The organism is Candidatus Pelagisphaera phototrophica (genome assembly GCF_014529625.1).
Classification (GTDB): Bacteria; Verrucomicrobiota; Verrucomicrobiia; order Opitutales; family Opitutaceae; genus Pelagisphaera; species Pelagisphaera phototrophica.
In genome coordinates, this window is record NZ_CP076039.1 from 2,164,201 (window position 1) to 2,181,223 (window position 17,023).

The following is a 17,023-nucleotide window of genomic DNA, read 5'->3' on the forward strand; positions in this document are numbered from 1 at the left end:
AAGATCGTTTTGTTTGCTACCAATTGGATTGCTTTGGCTGGGCTAGAAGCCATTTTGTGAATGTATTCTGAAGTGGTTACCTCATTATGAAGACAGTATTGATCACAGGAGCCAATCGAGGATTAGGACTGGAGTTTGCCAAGCAGTATCAATTGGATGAATGGGAGGTGATTGCCTGTTGTCGGAATCCAGATGATGTGCCGGAACTGTTAGAATCGGGTGTTTCTGTCTCCCAATTGAATCTTCTCGACTTCGAAGCGATTAACCGGTTTGCGGAAACGCTCAAGGGGAAGCCGATTGACTTGTTGATCAACAACGCGGGCATACACGACCGTAGCAAAGAAGAGGGATTCTTGGGTATTGAAACGGAACGTTGGATTGATGGGTTTAAGGTTAACGCGATGGCACCGGTTTTATTGACTCAGGCACTAGTCGATAATCTTTCCGCTTCAGAAAATCCTGTTGCGGCGACGATTGGCAGTCAGGCAGGTTGTCTCACGCTCTACGATTCGGGTGGGCTCTATCTTTACCGCACTAGCAAGGCGGCGGCCCATTCTGCTACAGTTATACTGTCGAATGATTTGAAAACCTTGGGAATCCCCTACGTTTGTCTCCGCCCAGGCCATACGAAAACGGATATGGGTGGGAGCGATGCACCTTACGAAATCGATGAATCTGTGAGGATGATGCGGCAGACATTAGCAAAAGTGGATATATCGCAAACCGGTTGTTTTATAGATCGTACAGGAGAGCTCATCCCATGGAATATGGAGAAGGATTTGAATATTTAGAGGACTTCGAAAGTAGCGGGCGATCTCCGAGTGCCCACGTGATAAATCAAACAATGGGGGCACAGAGATCGCCCGCTACCAAATTCATCACGGCAGCAGTCGACACGCAGGGGTCTAATAAAATAATATATGGCAGAGAAAATTAAAGTAGGAATCATTGCCCTTGCCCAACTGGGCTCCCCTGTGGCTTGTAGGTAGCTGCGAGAGGTAGTACCTCTCGTCGCTTACGTTCAGCAATTGCGTCAGCGAGCAATCAATCAGGGTTGGGGCGACAAGGATACTACGATAATCACGAAAGTTTTTGAAGAGCTCCCAATCATCAATTTGACGTTTGAGAAAAGAGTTTTGTAACAGTGATTTCGTAGTCGAAATCAAATTTCGAAAGCAGGAGTAGGGTGGCTTTTTGTGTCTCGGCACGGCATCACGAAGAAGAATGCGAGAGTATGATGCTGATTTGAAAATAGTGATATGTCCAAGTGCGAGTAAATTTTTAAGTGTTTACGATTTTTATTGGTATAGCCAGAGCGGCTGCTCTCGGCCTACCTGACTGCTACGCTATCAGTTCGGGTATAATCTGTCCCCCGAATTGGGACATTTGCTTGAAGCGGCCGGCGTGGAAGTAGGTGAGCTTATTGTCGTCGAGCCCCAAAAGACTAAGTAAAGAGACGTGGACGTCTCGAATGTTGTGCACGACGTCCACGGCTTCCGCCCCTAATTCGTCAGTGGCTCCGACGGTATGGCCCGCGTTTACGCCTCCGCCGGCAAACCACATGGTCATTGCGTTGGAATTGTGGTCGCGTCCGTAGGCGGCGCCTCCATCGCGAATACCATTATCTGGACTACGGCCGAACTCACCGCACCAGACGATCAATGTTTCGTCTAGCAATCCGCGCTGTTTGAGATCCTTGATCAAGCCCGCAATGGGCTTGTCGATATTCCGGATACGTTGTCCGTGAGCCCGCTCTAAGAAATCGTGGGAATCCCAACCTCCGGAATAGGCTTGTACAAAGCGGACGCCTTTTTCTACAAGCCGACGGGCGAGGAGTAGCTTTCGGCCGAAAACCTCCGTTTCATCGTCACCGATCCCATAAAGCTCTTTCGTTTTATCGTCTTCTTGGTCAATATTGAGAATTCCAGGCACCTGTATTTGCATCCGGAAGGCGAGTTCGTAGTTTTCGATTCGTGCTTGCAGGTCGTCCTGCCAGGGATGATCCTCCAGGTGATCGTGATTAAAACGACTTAGGAGATTTAGATTTTCACGCTGATGCTCAGGAGAGATTCCAGCAGTTGGTTTTAAGTCGAGGATGGGGGATCCCTGGGGGCGTAAAGGGGTTCCCTGGTAGTGTGCCGGCAAATAGCCGTTACCCCAATTGGGTGATCCACCTTGTGGATACGATAATTCAGGAAGAACAATGAATCCCGGTAGGTCCTGGTTTTCGGATCCGAGGCCATAGGTCACCCAAGATCCCATAGCTGGATCGCCCCCAAAGCGATTTCCGGTATTTACCTGAAACATCGCGGTGGGATGGTTGACCGAATCGACCTGGCAACCGCGATAAAAGCAGATGTCGTCCGCTACTCCAGCCAGATGTTGCCAGGGCTCAGTCATCCAAGCGCCGGATTGACCAATTTGACGCGAAGCCCATGGGCTTTGCACGTAGTAGCGGGTACCGCTTTCCATGGCGGATTTAGCTTCTCCGCTGCGAGTGAACTTTTGCAAATGGAGGCCTTTAAGAGCCGGCTTGGGATCGAAGGTATCGATATGGCTCGGACCGCCTTCCATCATGAGGAAAATGCAGTTTTTGGCTTTGGGGGAAAGGTGCGGTTTTTTGAGCGCGAGTGGTCTTGCTGGTGAGGAGGTGGCCATGGCATCGAGTCCAGTGAGGGCGATACTTCCGAGGCTCGCTCCCATACTGTAGAGAAAGCTACGACGATTAAGGGAGCGGGCGGCAGCCTGGTTAGCGGCGATCTGTTGGCGTAGGTTTTGGCTCATAGCGAAAAGGGAATTTTTATGTAGGAGCGGGTTTATCCCGCGGTGATATAGCTGATGGATCGCGGGGTAAAGCCGCTCCTACTGATTCTAGTAAACATAGAGAAATTCGTTACTGTTGAATACGACTAGGCAAAGATCGGACAGGGCTCGAGTTTTCGCATCAACGTCAGCTAGTGAAGGGTCAGCTACGTAGTCCTCGAAGCCAAACAGGACTTCCTTAAAGCTAAAGGGTGCACCTGTCATTTCCTCAACTGCGGAGCGCTCCACTTCTCTGGGGAGTTTTCTTGGAGGGAAGGCCAGGCCCTCGTGACGATCCTCCATTTTTTTCCAGTGTTCGAGAGATAGCACAAGCTCCTCTTTGTCAGGTTTACGCCCGTAGGCACGTTGAAAGAGGGTTTCGACTGCCTTTTTGCGTGTTTTGTTATTTTCCAGAAGGTTTATCGCAGTAGCGATGGAACGATTGAGGGAGTCTTCGCCATTAAAGAGGCTGAAAACCTGGGGTGTTACGGTGGAGGCATGGCGAAACTCGCAGGACTCGTCAGGACTGGGTTGATTGAAGACTTCCATGAATGGGTTGCGTAGTCCACGGATCTTTTTTGCGTAGACAGAGCGGCGGTTTCGCAGCTCAGGGGTTCGGGAAGGCTCATAGGATGCGGCGTAGGAGCCCATCACTTGGCGAGGTTGGAGGGCCACATCCATATTGATTTCAGGGCGGGCGGGCAGTCCGCCAATGGTCGAGCTCAACTCGCCTGACACAAAAAGCATGGTGTCTCGCAGTTCTTCCGCACTCAGTCTCCGATGCTTGAATACAGCGTAGGATTCACCCAGGGGATCCTTTTCGATGACGAGTTCCCGGTTCTTGTGTTCTGTGGAACGCCGATAAGTCTCGGAAGACAGGATGAGTCGATGGAGGTCCTTTATCGACCAACCATTTTCGATAAATCTGGTAGCGAGAAAATCGAGCAACTCAGGATGCGTCGGCTTCCCTGCCATCGCTCCAAAATTGTTGGGATTCCCCGCGATTCCTCGAGAAAAGTGGTAGCTCCAGATCCGGTTAGCGATAGAACGCGGGACGAGAACATTGTCTGAGCTGGCCAGCCATTTGGCGAATGCCAGACGACGACCTTCGGGTGACTTAGGAATCGTATTCCAAGGGTTGGCTTCAATGGTATCGTTCGATCCGGGTAAAGCGCTGAAAACGCCTGGGGTGACTTCTTCTCCGCGTCCGAAAGGGTCTCCTCCGATCAGGATATGTGAACTCTCGTAGGTTCCACTTTCGCTGGGGTTCTCTGGCATGGTCAGCATAGACCCTGAACTTTGGGGTTTCTCTGGCGTAGGCCCTGTGTAGACTGACATGGCGTAAGGCTCGAATTTCTTCATTTCGAACTCAGTTCGGGCGACATTTTTCTGTCCCACTTTGACGATGCCGATTTCTTCATCGGTCAAACCTAGATTACGAGGCGGCAGTTTCTCTTCTGGAATCCCTTGTTTTACGAGCTCCCTACGCGTTCCTACAGGGACGCCATTGTCGATGCACCATTGCTCGCGGGCCGTCTTCTGTTTTTGGTTGAGCGTATCCCGCATTTCAGCGAAATACTGTATTCGATTCTCCATGACTTTGACTTCATCCGTATCAACCAGATGTTCGTATTCTTGGAAGGGGACTTCGCGATCCGCGAAATGAGTCGTGTTGAAAACCGCCTGGATGCGGTAGTAGTCTTTGGTGGGGATGGGATCAAATTTGTGGTCGTGGCAGCTGGCGCATTGCAGTGGATGGGAAAGGAAGGCCTGTCCCACAATGTCGGTCACATCGTCGAGAAACTGTTGCCGCGTGATCCGAGCCACGGACATGCCAGTGTGCTCCCAGGAACCCATACGGAGGAAACCGGTGGCTAGAATCATTTCGGGGTTCTCTGGGTCCCATTCGTCGCCAGCGATTTGCTCGATGATAAACTGGTCGTAGGGCTTGTCCTGATTGAACGAGCGGATGACATAGTCGCGGTACCGCCAGGCGCTTGGACGCTCATAGTCATTGGAAAACCCGGAAGAGTCCGCATATCGGGTCACATCCAACCAGTGACGGCCCCATTGCTCACCATATCTGGGATCGGCTAGCAATCGCTCGATCACATCCTTGAAAGCTTCAAGATCCGGCCGATTGTCCTTGATGAAGGCTTCAATCTCCGCGGGAACGGGTGGTAGGCCGATGAGGTCGAATGTTGCCCTACGGATCAAGGTTCGCCGGTCTGCCGGTTGCGCCGCGGTGATGTCGTATTGCTCCAGTCGATAGTCAATGAAGGCGTCGATGGGGTTGGTGCTCTTGGCATGTGTACCGGGAACGACGGGATTCCTAATCGGTTGATAGGCCCAAAGATCTTCTTCCTTATACCGACGATTGGCCCATTCATCTGAAAGCGCTCCGCTGGTTTGCACGATCACTCCCTCAGCGTATTGATCGCGAATAAGGGCTACTCGGTCCTCCTCTGGCCAAGGGGCGCCCGCGTCAATCCAATCGCGAATGGCCCAAGTTTGCTTCTCAGTGAGCCGATTGTTTTCTTTGGGAGGCATCTCGTAGTCTGGATTATCCCAGCGGATCGCTTCCATGATGAAGCTGAATTCCGAGTCGCCCGGTATGACCACGTCATCGAAGGATTCCCCTCCTCTAAGCAGTCCTTCTAAATGCGTGAGGTCTAGGTCAGCTTCGATTTTCTCGGGGTCATCGCCGTGGCACGAGAAGCACTTGTCGGCCAGCGTGGGCATCACCTTCAGGGCGAACAGTTTTTCCCCATCGCTGAATTCTTCAGCTACTTCTGCTTGCAGGTTTTCGAGACCAATTCCCGTGAGTAGTGCCGCAGTCCAAGCCATGCGGTAAAATAAGGGCAGAGAATGAGTTAACTTATTGATTATAAAACGACTAACCATTTTTCGTCATTTAGGTCTAAGAATAAAGCATAGCATAGATTCCCATTCGGAGCTATTAGGATTGATGCATTCACTTTAAGAATTTTCGCACGGAGTGTTCTTTCTGGATAAATTCTCTGATGGGAATCAATTATTCAAACCGAAACGCTGATTGTTACCTTGCGGTTGGATTCGTAAATGGCTTCGGCGATGCGAATATCGCGCAGCCCCATTTCTCCCGGGGTTTTGAAAGCCGTTTTGCTGGCCTGGATTGCGGAGGCGAAGCCCAACAGCCGATTATACTGAGTTTATCCAATGTTACTAAGTTCTTTATAATATTGTTTCTCTTTGGGACATCTTATCTCGGAAGAGGCACCGAAAAACCCCCACTCTCGACGGATAACAATCTAGAGTTCAATTTACATTAAGAAAAAATCAAAAAAAGATATTTGGCTCTCTGCCCGACGACGAGTCAGCGACCCATCCTACAGCCGAATCGCAATGTAGGTCGCCTCGTCAAAGTCCCCGACAAGTCGGTGGCTGAGGCGACAATCTAGTTTCGCTTGGCGGGTCTCTCTAGCGTGTAAATGGGTTCTTAAAGAGCGATATCATTGCGATTTGAAAAACGAGAGTTGATGAATTTTGGCATTTAGATAAGTTATCAAATTGTTGTGTATTCGCTCAATAGGGTTATTCATTCCTCAAGTTATGAGATCATTTCCAAATTCTTTCCCAACCCTGCTGTATATTCTTTGTGTTCTTGGGTTCCATTCTCTCGGAGCCGACTTCAAAGCCTACCTCCCAAGCCGAATGACCAACCAACTTTGGATCGTCCAGGCTACAGAAAAAGGCGATCAGCTCACCCTATCCGTCGACAAAAAGGTAGATCTTGGTTTCAGTGCTGTCACGATCGTCGCCCACCCGGAAAGATCGTTGCTTTACGTTTCTACCAACGTCGGTGAGGAAGGAAACTCCCCGGGAGCAACCATCACTCTAGAAGCCGACGGCAGCTACAAGGGGCACCGGTCCCTAACGCTGGAACATGGTTACGCCTACCTCTCGCTGGATCATGATCAAAGATTTCTCCTAGGGGCTAACTATCGTGAGGGTCACATTGATATCTACCCCCTCGACAAATATGGCATACCCGGCTCGCGCGTCGCCTTCCTCGACGAAGGTCGAACCGCCGCTCACGCGATCCTTCCGTCGCCTGACAATCGATTCGTTTACATACCTTATGTAAAAGAGTCCAACGCCATCCTCCAGTACGCCTTCGACAACACCTCCGGCGCTCTCACGCCACTCGATCCCCATAACGCCAACCCCCCCGAAGGTACCGGCCCTCGCCACATCGCTTACCATCCAACACTCCCTTTCGTCTACTTCAGTAACGAACAAGGCCTCGGTGCTTCCGTTTACCAAAGAGATCTTGCCAGTGGCCAGCTGACCCTCCACCAAGTCGTCGATGTTGTATCCGAAAATCAACGTCCGGAAAGCGGTGTCTCCGCTTCAGACTGCTTCCTTAGCCCCGATGGCAAATTCCTGTTCACCGGCCAACGCAGTGGCAACGAAACTGCCCTGCCCAATGGCATCAACCGTTATCGTGTAGCCGACGATGCTTCTCTAGAGCATCTTGGCCTCACGCCCACCGGTGAAATTCCATGGGGTCTCGCTTTCTCCCCCGACGGAAACGTCCTTCTTGTCACCGCACACGGGAGAGGTATCCTCCACGCCTTCCGTCTCACAAAGCAAGGGGAGCTCATACCAGTGGCGACTCTCCCCATTGATGAGCGTATATCGGATCTCGTCACTCGTTAGGACGTTTGAGTAACGCGGTTGCCTTTGGTAGAAGCATTGCAGGGTTGATATCTGGCCGCAAACCGCCAATATCTAGGTTCCTCTCATGCTATTTCCCAAAATGAATTATTTCCGCCGTGACTTATTTTCTCTAGTCGCTTGGGTTGCTTTGGTGGCAAGCTCCGTTGCTGAGAATCGTCCTAACGTACTCATCATCCTGGTGGACGATCTCGGCTTTTCGGATCTGGGATTCCAGGGAGGGGAAATTGAAACGCCCCACATCGACCGACTGGCCAATGACGGATTGAAGTTTACCCAGTTCTACAATTGTGCCCGATGTGGCCCAACAAGGGCCAGTATTATGACAGGATTGTACAGTCATCAAGTAGGGGTCTATGAACTGGAACCGGTTGAGCCGGGCAACAACATTTTCCTTTCCGAACTGCTGGGAGAACATGGATACGCGACCTACATGTCGGGAAAATGGCACTTGGGCAACACTCCGGAGCGGCTGCCACCAGCGCGCGGATTTCAGCACTCCTATGCCTACCAAGGTTGCTGTGGCGACTACTGGCAGCCGCCGCTGTACGTTTTGGAATCACCAGAAGTAGAACCTGTTCACTATGGAGAAGGGGAATTTCATGCGACCGATGCGACCACTGACTATGCGGTCAAGTTTTTGCAGCATCATGAGGAGAACGAAGAGGACACTCCGTTTTTTCTCTATCTGGCCTATCAGGCCCCTCATTCGCCGATTCAAGCACCCAAGCATCTGATCGACAAGTATGTCTCGCGGTATGAGAAAGGTTGGGACAAGATTCGCGAGGATCGCTGGAGAGCCATGAAAGCGAAGGGTTGGTTCGAGCAATACGATTCCGTGCCTTCGTTTTCCGATTCGCCTCCTTGGCATGACGAGCATGCGCAGCCCACTCCGATTCGGAAATGGAACTCGTTGAACAAAGTAGAGAAAGCGGACCAAGCGCGGCGTATGGCAACTTATGCGGCGATGGTGGATCAGGTGGATCAAGGCATTGGCAAGACGATCGCCCAGCTGGAGGCAATGGGAGCGCTTGAAAACACCTTGATTCTTTTCCTTTCCGACAATGGAGCGAATTATGAAGGCGGGCCCAATGGAAATGATGGCCCCTTAAAAGGAAAGAAACTTGCTAACATGGGACAGCCGGGAACGCGACACCATGTGGGGTCACAGTGGGCCGCGCTAAGTAACACACCGCTTCGCTTGTATAAACATTTCAATCACGAAGGCGGGATTCTTACGCCGTTTATTGCCTATTGGCCAAAAGGAATTGAGCGATCTGGCCAGATTGAATCACAGCGTGGGCATGTAATCGATTTTATGGTGACGATAGCAGAACTGGCCAATGTCGAGTATCCAGAAATGTTTGCAGGGAGTCAAATCCTGCCGACGGAGGGCGTCAGTCTCGTTCCCGCGTTCCGGGGTGAGAAAATCGAAGATCGTGCCCTTTACTTCGAGCACGAGGCAAATCGAGCGCTGTTCAAAGGTAAATACAAACTGGTGTCGAAGAACTTCACCTCAACGGACGGACAGACGCATCATGACTGGGAATTGTACGACATTGAAAAGGACCCTCTAGAGCAGAATGACATCGCTTCTGATCACTACTACGATCTCGTCATTCCTATGTCTCGAGAATGGCACCAATGGGCGACACGAACGGATGCTATCGTGGGCTACGAAAAGTGGATGCTGAAATTGCAGTACTATTGGCAGACAGGATTGCGGACCTATCTTGACGACGCGTTTTGATTAGTAGGGAGGACTGGCTCGGTCCTCCAAGGGTTCTGTAAATCGGAGGACCGGGCCGGGGCTCCCTACCTAGGATCCTTATTTCTCGACACGACTCAGGGCGAGGCGAAATCCCATGGTGTAGTCGCGTCTTCCTTGGGACCCACCTGCGCGTGCGGCAGAGCGACCGATACGGATATCCATAGAACAACTACCGCGAGTGCTTTTCTGAATTATCCATGTGAGGGACCTTTCGGATTTTCACTTTCCCACCAGGGTAATCGCCGTACCAGTCAAGGCACTATTCAAGCATATTGCCGGACATATCATAAAATCCCCATAGGTTGGGTTTGGGCTGGGCGACTTGGTGAGTCGTTCCTTTGCTGTTGCCATTGGACCATCCCATTGAGGCGAGATTTCCGGCGTAGTCACTAGTCGTGCCCGCCCGTCAGGCTTATTCCCACTGGGCGTCGGTGGGAAGGGTGTATTCGTAGCCCTTTGGCAGTCGGCTCTCCTCCTTTTCCCGGAAAGTGAGCATTTTACAGAACTTCATCGCATCATCCCATGAAACCTCTTCGACAGGAGCGGTTGGACCCACTTCTTCGATGCGGCTTGGATTAACGCCCACGATTGCTTCGTATTGGGCTTGGGTAACTTCCGTCTTACCCAGCCAAAACCAGTGGCTAATGGTGACCTCCATTCTTGGACCCTCTGCCTTGTAGCGCTGTGGTTCGCTGGGAAGGCTATCCATTGTGAAGCTCCCTGCTTTAACTTGAATGAACTCCAGTTCCAGATCCTCTATAACGATGGATTTCCCAATCGGCTCTCTTCCGTGCAACAAGGTTACGATCGGGAGATGGCAAAAAAGTATCGTCCGCCTTAGTACCGCGGAAGAGATTTTTCACGACCTAATTTATGGTTAATAGTAACTCTGGCAAATGCTCAACCTCTTGCCCCGTTTCAATTAACGCAAGTGTCAGACAATTAGAAAGAATTTCTAGTTGCAATAGTGATCAACCCTAGATTGAGAGTTGTGCTTTCGTAATTGGGTTCTAACTTTCTCGATTATGTCGAAGTCGGAAAATCTAAGCCAATTTTTCAATGAGGATAGCAAGACTGTTATTCTACCGATCGATCACGGAACCGTGATACCTATTGACGGCCTGCTGTGCAAGCCGATTGAGTTAATTGAGCAAGTTGACAGGCACGTAGATGGATATGTGGTCAACTACGGAGTCGCTGAGGCGTGTAGAGATTCGCTTTCGAATAGTGGGGTGTGTCTTCGAACGGACGGTTATAAGCCAACGTATCCAGGAAATGAGGATGATGGATCCTATCGGCTCTACACGGGGGAAGATGCTGAGGCTTTAGGAGCTCATGCGATGATGAATATGCTTTATTTGCATCATCGTCGTGAGTCTGACAACTTCCGTGAATGTGCGGCGGTCATTAGCGAAGGTCGCGAGTACGGTATCCCGGTGATCCTGGAGGCGCTGCCGTTTAACATTGGGCGACCAGAAGAATATACCGTAGAGAATATCGGATTTGCGGTGAGGCTTGCGGCGGAGCTAGGAGCGGACGTCGTAAAAACAGCGTATCCGACGAACGGCACTGTGGACGATTTTAGGTCTATAGTCGAGGCCGCACTCGTTCCTGTGGTAGTCCTGGGTGGAGCCGCAATGGGGGATGACACTGCTTTGCTAACGATGGTTAAAAACGCGATGGATGCGGGTGCGAGCGGAATTGCTGTAGGCCGAAATGTGTGGCAGCATGCGAAGCCCGCCGCTGTAGCAGCCGCACTGCAAGCTATTGTGCATGACGAGTCTACCGTAGATGCGTCGTTGAGTTTACTTTAGAAATTGAAATTAGCCAAGACGATTGGATCAGAGTCATCTATAAAATGAGCGATAGGGGCTAGTCTTTTCTCGCTTCACATTTGCAGACTACTTCCATAAGTCAGTGTTTGAAACATCAATATCGGCCGCTTTAAAAACAGGATTTTTTCCCTGCTTTTTTTGTGTTTCGTAATCACGGAGGCATTTGAGTGCAGGTCGGCTTAGCAATAGGATGGCGATGATATTGAGCCAGGCCATGAGGCCGACACCGATGTCTCCTAGAGCCCAAGCTAGTGAGGCGCTGCGCAAGGTTCCAAAGAAAATGAAGACCAGAAATAGGATACGAACAACGAAAATGGCTTTCACTCGATGATCGTGATTGGTCCAAAGGTAGGCTACGTTCGTCTCAGTAAAATAGTAATATGCCATTAGTGTGGTAAAGGCAAAGAAAAAGAGAGCGACAGCGACAAACGCGCCCCCAAATCCGGGTATAAACGTATCGACCGCAGCCTGGGTGAAGGCTGGTCCGTAGTCGGTGCCTGGAAGGTTCTCCACGATGAATCCTCCACTTGGGTCTACAACATTGTAGGCTCCGGTAATGAGAATCATCAATGCGGTGGCCGTGCAGACGAACCAAGTGTCGAAGTAGACAGAAAATGCCTGTACGAGGCCTTGCTTTGCCGGGTGGCTGACTTCGGCGGTAGCCGCTGCCATCGGACCCGTACCTTGTCCTGCCTCATTTGAATAAATCCCTCTTTTTACTCCCCAAGAAATGGCCATCCCCAGCATTCCTCCGAATGCCGGTTCCGCAGCGAATGCACTCTTAAAAATGAGAGAGAAGACTTCTGGGAGTTTTCCGATATTGGTGATGATTACCAAAATGGCTACCAACATATAACCAGCTGCCATAAAAGGTACCAGCCATTGCGCCACGTGACCAATCCGTTTGAAGCCTCCGAAAATGACTAAACCCAGTAGGACTACGACAACGATGCCGCTAGTATTCGTGCCAATTCCAAACGTATTCTCAACCGCCAAGCCGATACTGTTGGATTGAACTCCTGGTAGAAATAGTCCTGTTCCTAAAATTGTGGATACTGCGAAGAGAACGGCGTACCATTTCTGTTTTAAACCCTTTTCGATGTAGTAGGCTGGACCTCCTCGATACTGTCCATCGATCTCGACTTTATAGATCTGAGCGAGGGTACTCTCTGCGAACGCAGAACCCGCACCGAGGAAGGCAATCGCCCACATCCAGAAAATAGCCCCTGGACCTCCGATCGCAATTGCAGTGGCGACTCCAGCAATGTTTCCCGTTCCAACCCGTCCTGAGACGGCGAGAGCGAAGGCCTGGAAAGAAGAAAGACCGCGAGCAGATTCGTGGCCGGTGAACAAATACCGGGCCATGTCTTTGATGTGTCGGATCTGTAAGAATCGAGTTGTAACCGAGAAGTAGAGCCCTGCTGCGAGACAAAGACCGACCAGCCAGTAGCTCCAGATGTAGCTTACGAGAGCGTTGATTAGATTTTCCAAGATAGGTATGGCCTGATTTTACTGTTACAGTGATTTTGCGTTTAAAGAGTCCAAGGAGCTTGCTTTGAGCCTTTCAGGAAATCAGCCGCAGCCTACATGAACAGGGTTTTGCAATGAATCCACAGTCTTGTCGAACACCATCTCTATACTTGGCAGAAGAATTAAAATGGGTAACGTAATTAGTCCAGCTTCATGTTCGGGATGGATGAGAACCATCTAGAACAAAAATTATCGTTAGACATTGGATGAGTGCAAAAATTGGATTTGTTGGAGTGGGCCGGATGGGTGCAAACATGGCTCGACACTTGAAATTAGATTGCAACTACAACGTGTCCGCAATCTATGATATTGATCGGGTGATGGCGGCTAGTTTGGCGGAAGAGCTCGGGAGCCAGTCGTTTGATTCGCTGGCTGCGGTCACCGCTCATTCCGATATCGTTTTGACCGTAGTAACGGATGATGCGGCCATGCGGTCAATTTTTCTGGAAGGAGAGAACGACTTACTAGTGGCCGCGGCGGGAAAAACCTTCATCAACTGCGCAACCTTGTCTCCAGCTATTCATAGAGAAGTGGCGAATGCGGCTTAAGCTGAAGGGGCGAAAACACTTGAGGCATGCATGGCATCGAGTATCAGCCATGCAAGGGAAGGACAGTTATATCTCATGCTATCCGGAGATTCGGACGCTTATCAGAATTGTCAGACGTTACTGGAGGATTTGAGTGTTAAACTGAGGTTCATTGAAGGTGGCACAGGACGTGCCGCTGAGGTTAAAGCACTTGTGAATATGGTCATGAACATCAACACGGCTGGTCTCACGGAGGGACTGGGCCTCTCAAGTGCCCTTGGTCATGATCTAGAGATGATCTGTGAGGTATTTTCCCAAACCGGTGCCAATTCCCGCGTGCTTGAAACCGACTCCGAAGATATGATCGCCCGGGATCACGATTGCCGGTTCTCCGCATCGCATGCAGCCAAAGATTCGGGCATAGCTCAGGGCTTGGCGAGTGAAATGAATTTAAAGCTCCCGTTTAACCATGCCACGAAAGCGCAATATGACCTTATGACGACTGAAGGTTTAGGAGAACTCGACAAGTCAGGCATCGCCGAATTGACCTTCCCTGGTCGTCAAAGTAAGTGATTCAAACTAGGATTTTCTATACAACCATAAACCCCAATATCAAAGAATATGAGTATGATAGTTCCTACCATCAGTTCAGGAGTCGCGGGTCCGCTTGGCCTTCTCCATCTTCCACGTTTTTGGCAAAAAATGTCTCTTGGTGCCGTTGGCAAGTTGCACGACGAATATCTAGCTTGTGGAGCAGGGTACGATCAAATGACACTGGATGCTCTAGGTTTGGTTAGAGAGGCGACGCTTAATTACGTCAACACGAACAAGCCGAGCTATTTCGGGTTCGAGGCTTGGGTGAAGGAAAATATGGATCCTAATTCTGACGTTGATGCTCACAATGCCGCTGTGACTGGATACATCCATACTGATGAGACCCGAGAGGAGATTTTTGGCTCAGTTGGATTGACAGACGAGAATTGTGCCTTTCGGGATGCGGTTAACTTGAACAACGCTGACGACTGGACGATTTTCCATCAGCAAGAGATTGCGGGGTAGCAGAAGGTTGGGATCCACGCCGTTGTTACGGCTTGGCTACGAGATTAGTAAGGCTAGAATTTTGATGGTAGCCACGGCACAAGGCGACTTAGTACCCAGCCACTAGATGACTACACGCTCTCTGGATCCGGGTGTATCCAGGGAGAGCGATAAGGTCGAGCCAGTAGGGTGTTTGCTTCGTGGTCTCCACGTACCGTGTGGCTAATCGGTTCCCATTCTAGAGTGCGACCCAATTGCATGGCCAGGTTCGCGAGGATGCAGGATGTGCTTGAGATATGTCCTTGCTCAATGTCCGCCACCGGTTTGTCTCGAGTCTCAATACATGATAGAAAATCCTTCATGTGGCCTCGGATGGCGGGGGCGACATGCTTTTCAAGCCCCTTTTCCGTTTTGTCCTCTGGGTATTGTTCAAGTTCGAAGGCGACGTCCTTATGGATAGGTTTTTGATTCTTGTCCTGCGGAATGAAGTCGTACTTGTGAACACTGGCCTTGAGTGTACCTTTTTCTCCGTAAAAGATTACCGCCCATGGATAATCTGGGTCGGGAGCGGTTCCCCATGATCTATGATTCCAAACCATTTGCATATCTCCATAGTCGAAGGTGGCGGTCTGGGTGTCCGTGATGTTGGCCTTGCTGTCTTTATCCACAAATATACCGCCAGAAGAACTGATTTTCGTTGGCCAACCGCGATCCATCATCCAGCGTGCTGTATCTAACATGTGAACACACATGTCGCCAACAATTCCGTTACCATATTCCATGAACGCTCTCCATTTACGAGGATGGACAAAGCTATTGTAAGGGCGCATAGGTGCAGGACCTGTCCACATCTCATAATCGAGGTGACTGGGGGGATTGGTGTCGGGTGGGTTTCCCTTGGCCCGCATATGGTAATAGCAGCAAAGCTCAACATAGGCGATCCTTCCTAGTTTCCCTTCCTGTATGAGCTCACGGGCCTCGACCAGGTGCGGAGTGCTGCGGCGTTGGGTGCCGACTTGGACCACGCGTCCGTATTTTCGAGCGGCGGCAAGCATAGCCTGGCTTTCGACCACATCCACACCGGTTGGTTTTTGAACATAGACATCGGCACCTGCTTTAACGGCGTCAATCATGGGCAACGCATGCCAGTGGTCGGGAGTGTCGATGAGGACAATGTCCAAGTCCTTTTCCTTTAGCATCTCTCGGTAGTCGCCGTAAGTTCGCGGCCTTTTCTTCGAGAGTTGGCGTGAAGCAACGATATCGGCTGCCTCCGATAGCATTTGGCTGTCGACATCACAGAGCGATACTACCTCGATCGGAGCAACTTGAATCAGCCGAAGAAGATCGCATTTCCCGTACCATCCTGTGCCGATCAGGCCGACACGCTTGGGGGCTATGCCAGCGGCGTTCGCAAACTTTGGCAAGTTAAGAGCAGAGAGGGCGAATCCAGCGGAACTGGACTTAAGAAAACGACGACGATTCATAAGACGATTGTCAGTAGCTTTCCGCTATAGATCAACAACGATATTCCTATCAGTTCCCCCAATTATGGGCAAGGGGACGTCATTATACGGCACTCGTCTTTGTCGCTTCTTGATTACCTGAAAAAGTATTGAGGTGAGAATCTTTAGGAGTCTTGCTTTCGTTTCATGGATGAAACGGAAAAACGCACTAAAGCATGGGTGGGAGATGCGGTACTTGCTTTGTTTGCTCGGGAGTGGATTCTGGATCAGAAGGAAATTGAGCCGGGTAACCGGATTGAGGTTTTCACTAGTTTGACTTCCAATCAGTTTCTCGCATGCATTGGAGAGCCGACGATAGTTGAGGCTAGAATAGGCAAAGTGTACGCGGCAGAAGGATTGCCAGCGGCTTTTGACTATATTCAACGAGAAATTTTGCCTGTATTCAAAAAGCAGCGACGTAACCTGGTAAAAAGGACTCGCAGCTATCGAGACCGAAAATAATATGGTTCCAGGGCTTTCCGGATCAACCGGTTGGAATTCGCGTGAAGGAAAACTGGTTGATCAAGTTGTCGCGAAAGTTGGGCTGGTTGATCGGCACTATTTGAAATTTTTCGATGAGACGCTCTTTGAACGAGTCAATAACTGATTGTTCGAAACACGCTTGCTGCTTGAATTCTGCCAATTCGCAGCGGTAACTGAGCCAGTCAGCCTTGAATTGTCTAATCAACGGTTGCTCGATCAATTCTTTCTCAATGGTCATTGACTCACGAGGCTTCAATTTGCCTTCAAGCAAATCGTTCACGCTTAAGAGAAGGATCTTTTGCGAAGTCTTAAGGGATTGCTGCTCAAATCCTGTAAGAATGCATTTCAATTCGGTCAAAGCGCTCGTGATCTCGTGCTTTTTGATGCGTGTGGCCAAGTGCATCCCTCGATAGGACCAATTCTGAAACGTTCGAGCGACAAGAAGGAATCTTTGGGTGTGGTTCAGCTGACCGAGCTTTTCGTGGGGGAATTCGAATTCCGGCGAGAGAGGAAAGCTTCTCTTTTCCAGAAGGACGCCCAGGAAGCGCTCAAAATCGGAAACTCTCCGTATGTAGGGGGCATACTTCCAGCAGTCGCGCAAGGTTGACTGAATGATATTGAGTCGCTCTTCCTCGTCCGAATAACCGGTCAAGTAGAAGTACTCAGAGAGAAAGTCCAAGTAGCAGATGGCCGCTTGAGTGAAGGCACAGGCATTTTGGGACCCACCTTTTTTCAGCAAGCTTCGAATGCTGCGACGACTGAGGCCATGATGTGGCAGGTCTTTATTGGAGGTGACGCTTTTGATGGAAATCATGT

Annotated in this window: 14 protein-coding genes; 8 read left to right on the top strand and 6 right to left on the bottom strand. The window is 50.3% G+C overall.

Going from position 1 to position 17,023, the window contains the following annotated elements; translation table 11 throughout:
- The first annotated feature begins 86 nt into the window (after window positions 1-86).
- Complete coding sequence (locus tag GA004_RS09300) at window positions 87-791, top strand: SDR family oxidoreductase (RefSeq protein WP_283393579.1); 705 nt, start codon at window positions 87-89, stop codon at window positions 789-791.
- Window positions 792-1,341: 550 nt separating this feature from the next.
- On the opposite strand, the gene GA004_RS09305 is transcribed toward GA004_RS09300, so the two are convergent.
- Both GA004_RS09305 and GA004_RS09310 read right to left on the bottom strand, forming a co-directional pair.
- Window positions 1,342-2,784 (bottom strand): DUF1501 domain-containing protein, encoded by a 1,443-nt coding sequence (locus tag GA004_RS09305; protein WP_283393580.1) that lies wholly within the window; start codon window positions 2,782-2,784, stop codon window positions 1,342-1,344.
- An 87-nt stretch (window positions 2,785-2,871) separates the two neighbouring features.
- Window positions 2,872-5,649, bottom strand: coding sequence for a PSD1 and planctomycete cytochrome C domain-containing protein (locus tag GA004_RS09310; protein WP_283393581.1), 2,778 nt, complete (start codon window positions 5,647-5,649; stop codon window positions 2,872-2,874).
- A gap of 744 nt (window positions 5,650-6,393) precedes the next feature.
- Here GA004_RS09310 and GA004_RS09315 point away from each other — a divergent pair.
- Entirely contained in the window at window positions 6,394-7,503 is a 1,110-nt protein-coding gene (locus tag GA004_RS09315) for a lactonase family protein (protein WP_283393582.1), read from the top strand.
- An 85-nt stretch (window positions 7,504-7,588) separates the two neighbouring features.
- Window positions 7,589-9,271: an arylsulfatase gene (locus GA004_RS09320; protein ID WP_283393583.1), complete on the top strand. Its 1,683-nt coding sequence runs from the start codon at window positions 7,589-7,591 to the stop codon at window positions 9,269-9,271.
- A gap of 433 nt (window positions 9,272-9,704) precedes the next feature.
- Here the strand turns inward: GA004_RS09320 and GA004_RS09325 are convergent, their stop codons facing one another.
- The gene (locus tag GA004_RS09325; protein WP_283393584.1) at window positions 9,705-10,091 is read right to left on the bottom strand and encodes a formylglycine-generating enzyme family protein; all 387 of its coding nucleotides are present in this window, start codon (window positions 10,089-10,091) and stop codon (window positions 9,705-9,707) included.
- Window positions 10,092-10,317: 226 nt separating this feature from the next.
- Between GA004_RS09325 and GA004_RS09330 the strand changes: the two genes are divergently transcribed.
- Window positions 10,318-11,106, top strand: a complete 789-nt coding sequence (locus tag GA004_RS09330; protein WP_283393585.1) for a class I fructose-bisphosphate aldolase — start codon at window positions 10,318-10,320, stop codon at window positions 11,104-11,106.
- 87 nt (window positions 11,107-11,193) lie between these two features.
- On the opposite strand, the gene GA004_RS09335 is transcribed toward GA004_RS09330, so the two are convergent.
- Window positions 11,194-12,618, bottom strand: a complete 1,425-nt coding sequence (locus GA004_RS09335) for an alanine/glycine:cation symporter family protein (RefSeq protein WP_283393586.1) — start codon at window positions 12,616-12,618, stop codon at window positions 11,194-11,196.
- Between the two features lie 245 nt (window positions 12,619-12,863).
- Here GA004_RS09335 and GA004_RS09340 point away from each other — a divergent pair, with 245 nt between their 5' ends.
- The 3 genes from GA004_RS09340 (at window position 12,864) to GA004_RS09350 (ending at window position 14,243) form a co-directional block, all read left to right on the top strand.
- Window positions 12,864-13,205 carry an NAD(P)-binding domain-containing protein gene (locus GA004_RS09340; RefSeq protein WP_283393587.1) on the top strand — a complete coding sequence of 114 codons (342 nt, stop codon included), beginning with the start codon at window positions 12,864-12,866 and terminating at the stop codon, window positions 13,203-13,205.
- A 75-nt stretch (window positions 13,206-13,280) separates the two neighbouring features.
- On the top strand, window positions 13,281-13,757 hold the full coding sequence (locus tag GA004_RS09345) for an NAD-binding protein (RefSeq protein WP_283393588.1): 477 nt from the start codon (window positions 13,281-13,283) through the stop codon (window positions 13,755-13,757).
- Window positions 13,758-13,805: 48 nt separating this feature from the next.
- Window positions 13,806-14,243 (top strand): hypothetical protein, encoded by a 438-nt coding sequence (locus tag GA004_RS09350; protein WP_283393589.1) that lies wholly within the window; start codon window positions 13,806-13,808, stop codon window positions 14,241-14,243.
- A gap of 110 nt (window positions 14,244-14,353) precedes the next feature.
- Here GA004_RS09350 and GA004_RS09355 read toward each other — a convergent pair whose 3' ends face one another.
- Complete coding sequence (locus tag GA004_RS09355; RefSeq protein WP_283393590.1) at window positions 14,354-15,706, bottom strand: Gfo/Idh/MocA family protein; 1,353 nt, start codon at window positions 15,704-15,706, stop codon at window positions 14,354-14,356.
- 165 nt (window positions 15,707-15,871) lie between these two features.
- Here GA004_RS09355 and GA004_RS09360 point away from each other — a divergent pair, with 165 nt between their 5' ends.
- Window positions 15,872-16,186, top strand: a complete 315-nt coding sequence (locus GA004_RS09360; RefSeq protein WP_283393591.1) for a ribonuclease III domain-containing protein — start codon at window positions 15,872-15,874, stop codon at window positions 16,184-16,186.
- Between the two features lie 22 nt (window positions 16,187-16,208).
- Here GA004_RS09360 and GA004_RS09365 read toward each other — a convergent pair whose 3' ends face one another.
- Entirely contained in the window at window positions 16,209-17,021 is an 813-nt protein-coding gene (locus tag GA004_RS09365) for a hypothetical protein (protein WP_283393592.1), read from the bottom strand.
- Window positions 17,022-17,023: the final 2 nt, after the last annotated feature.

Bases quoted from the DNA above. Each gene is read 5' to 3' on its own strand.
- GA004_RS09300 (WP_283393579.1), top strand. From the start codon at position 87: ATGAAGACAGTATTGATCACAGGAGCCAATCGAGGATTAGGACTGGAG.
- GA004_RS09305 (WP_283393580.1), bottom strand. From the start codon at position 2,784: ATGAGCCAAAACCTACGCCAACAGATCGCCGCTAACCAGGCTGCCGCC.
- GA004_RS09310 (WP_283393581.1), bottom strand. From the start codon at position 5,649: ATGGCTTGGACTGCGGCACTACTCACGGGAATTGGTCTCGAAAACCTG.
- GA004_RS09315 (WP_283393582.1), top strand. From the start codon at position 6,394: ATGAGATCATTTCCAAATTCTTTCCCAACCCTGCTGTATATTCTTTGT.
- GA004_RS09320 (WP_283393583.1), top strand. From the start codon at position 7,589: ATGCTATTTCCCAAAATGAATTATTTCCGCCGTGACTTATTTTCTCTA.
- GA004_RS09330 (WP_283393585.1), top strand. From the start codon at position 10,318: ATGTCGAAGTCGGAAAATCTAAGCCAATTTTTCAATGAGGATAGCAAG.
- GA004_RS09340 (WP_283393587.1), top strand. From the start codon at position 12,864: ATGAGTGCAAAAATTGGATTTGTTGGAGTGGGCCGGATGGGTGCAAAC.
- GA004_RS09345 (WP_283393588.1), top strand. From the start codon at position 13,281: ATGCTATCCGGAGATTCGGACGCTTATCAGAATTGTCAGACGTTACTG.
- GA004_RS09350 (WP_283393589.1), top strand. From the start codon at position 13,806: ATGAGTATGATAGTTCCTACCATCAGTTCAGGAGTCGCGGGTCCGCTT.
- GA004_RS09355 (WP_283393590.1), bottom strand. From the start codon at position 15,706: ATGAATCGTCGTCGTTTTCTTAAGTCCAGTTCCGCTGGATTCGCCCTC.
- GA004_RS09360 (WP_283393591.1), top strand. From the start codon at position 15,872: ATGGATGAAACGGAAAAACGCACTAAAGCATGGGTGGGAGATGCGGTA.
- GA004_RS09365 (WP_283393592.1), bottom strand. From the start codon at position 17,021: ATGATTTCCATCAAAAGCGTCACCTCCAATAAAGACCTGCCACATCAT.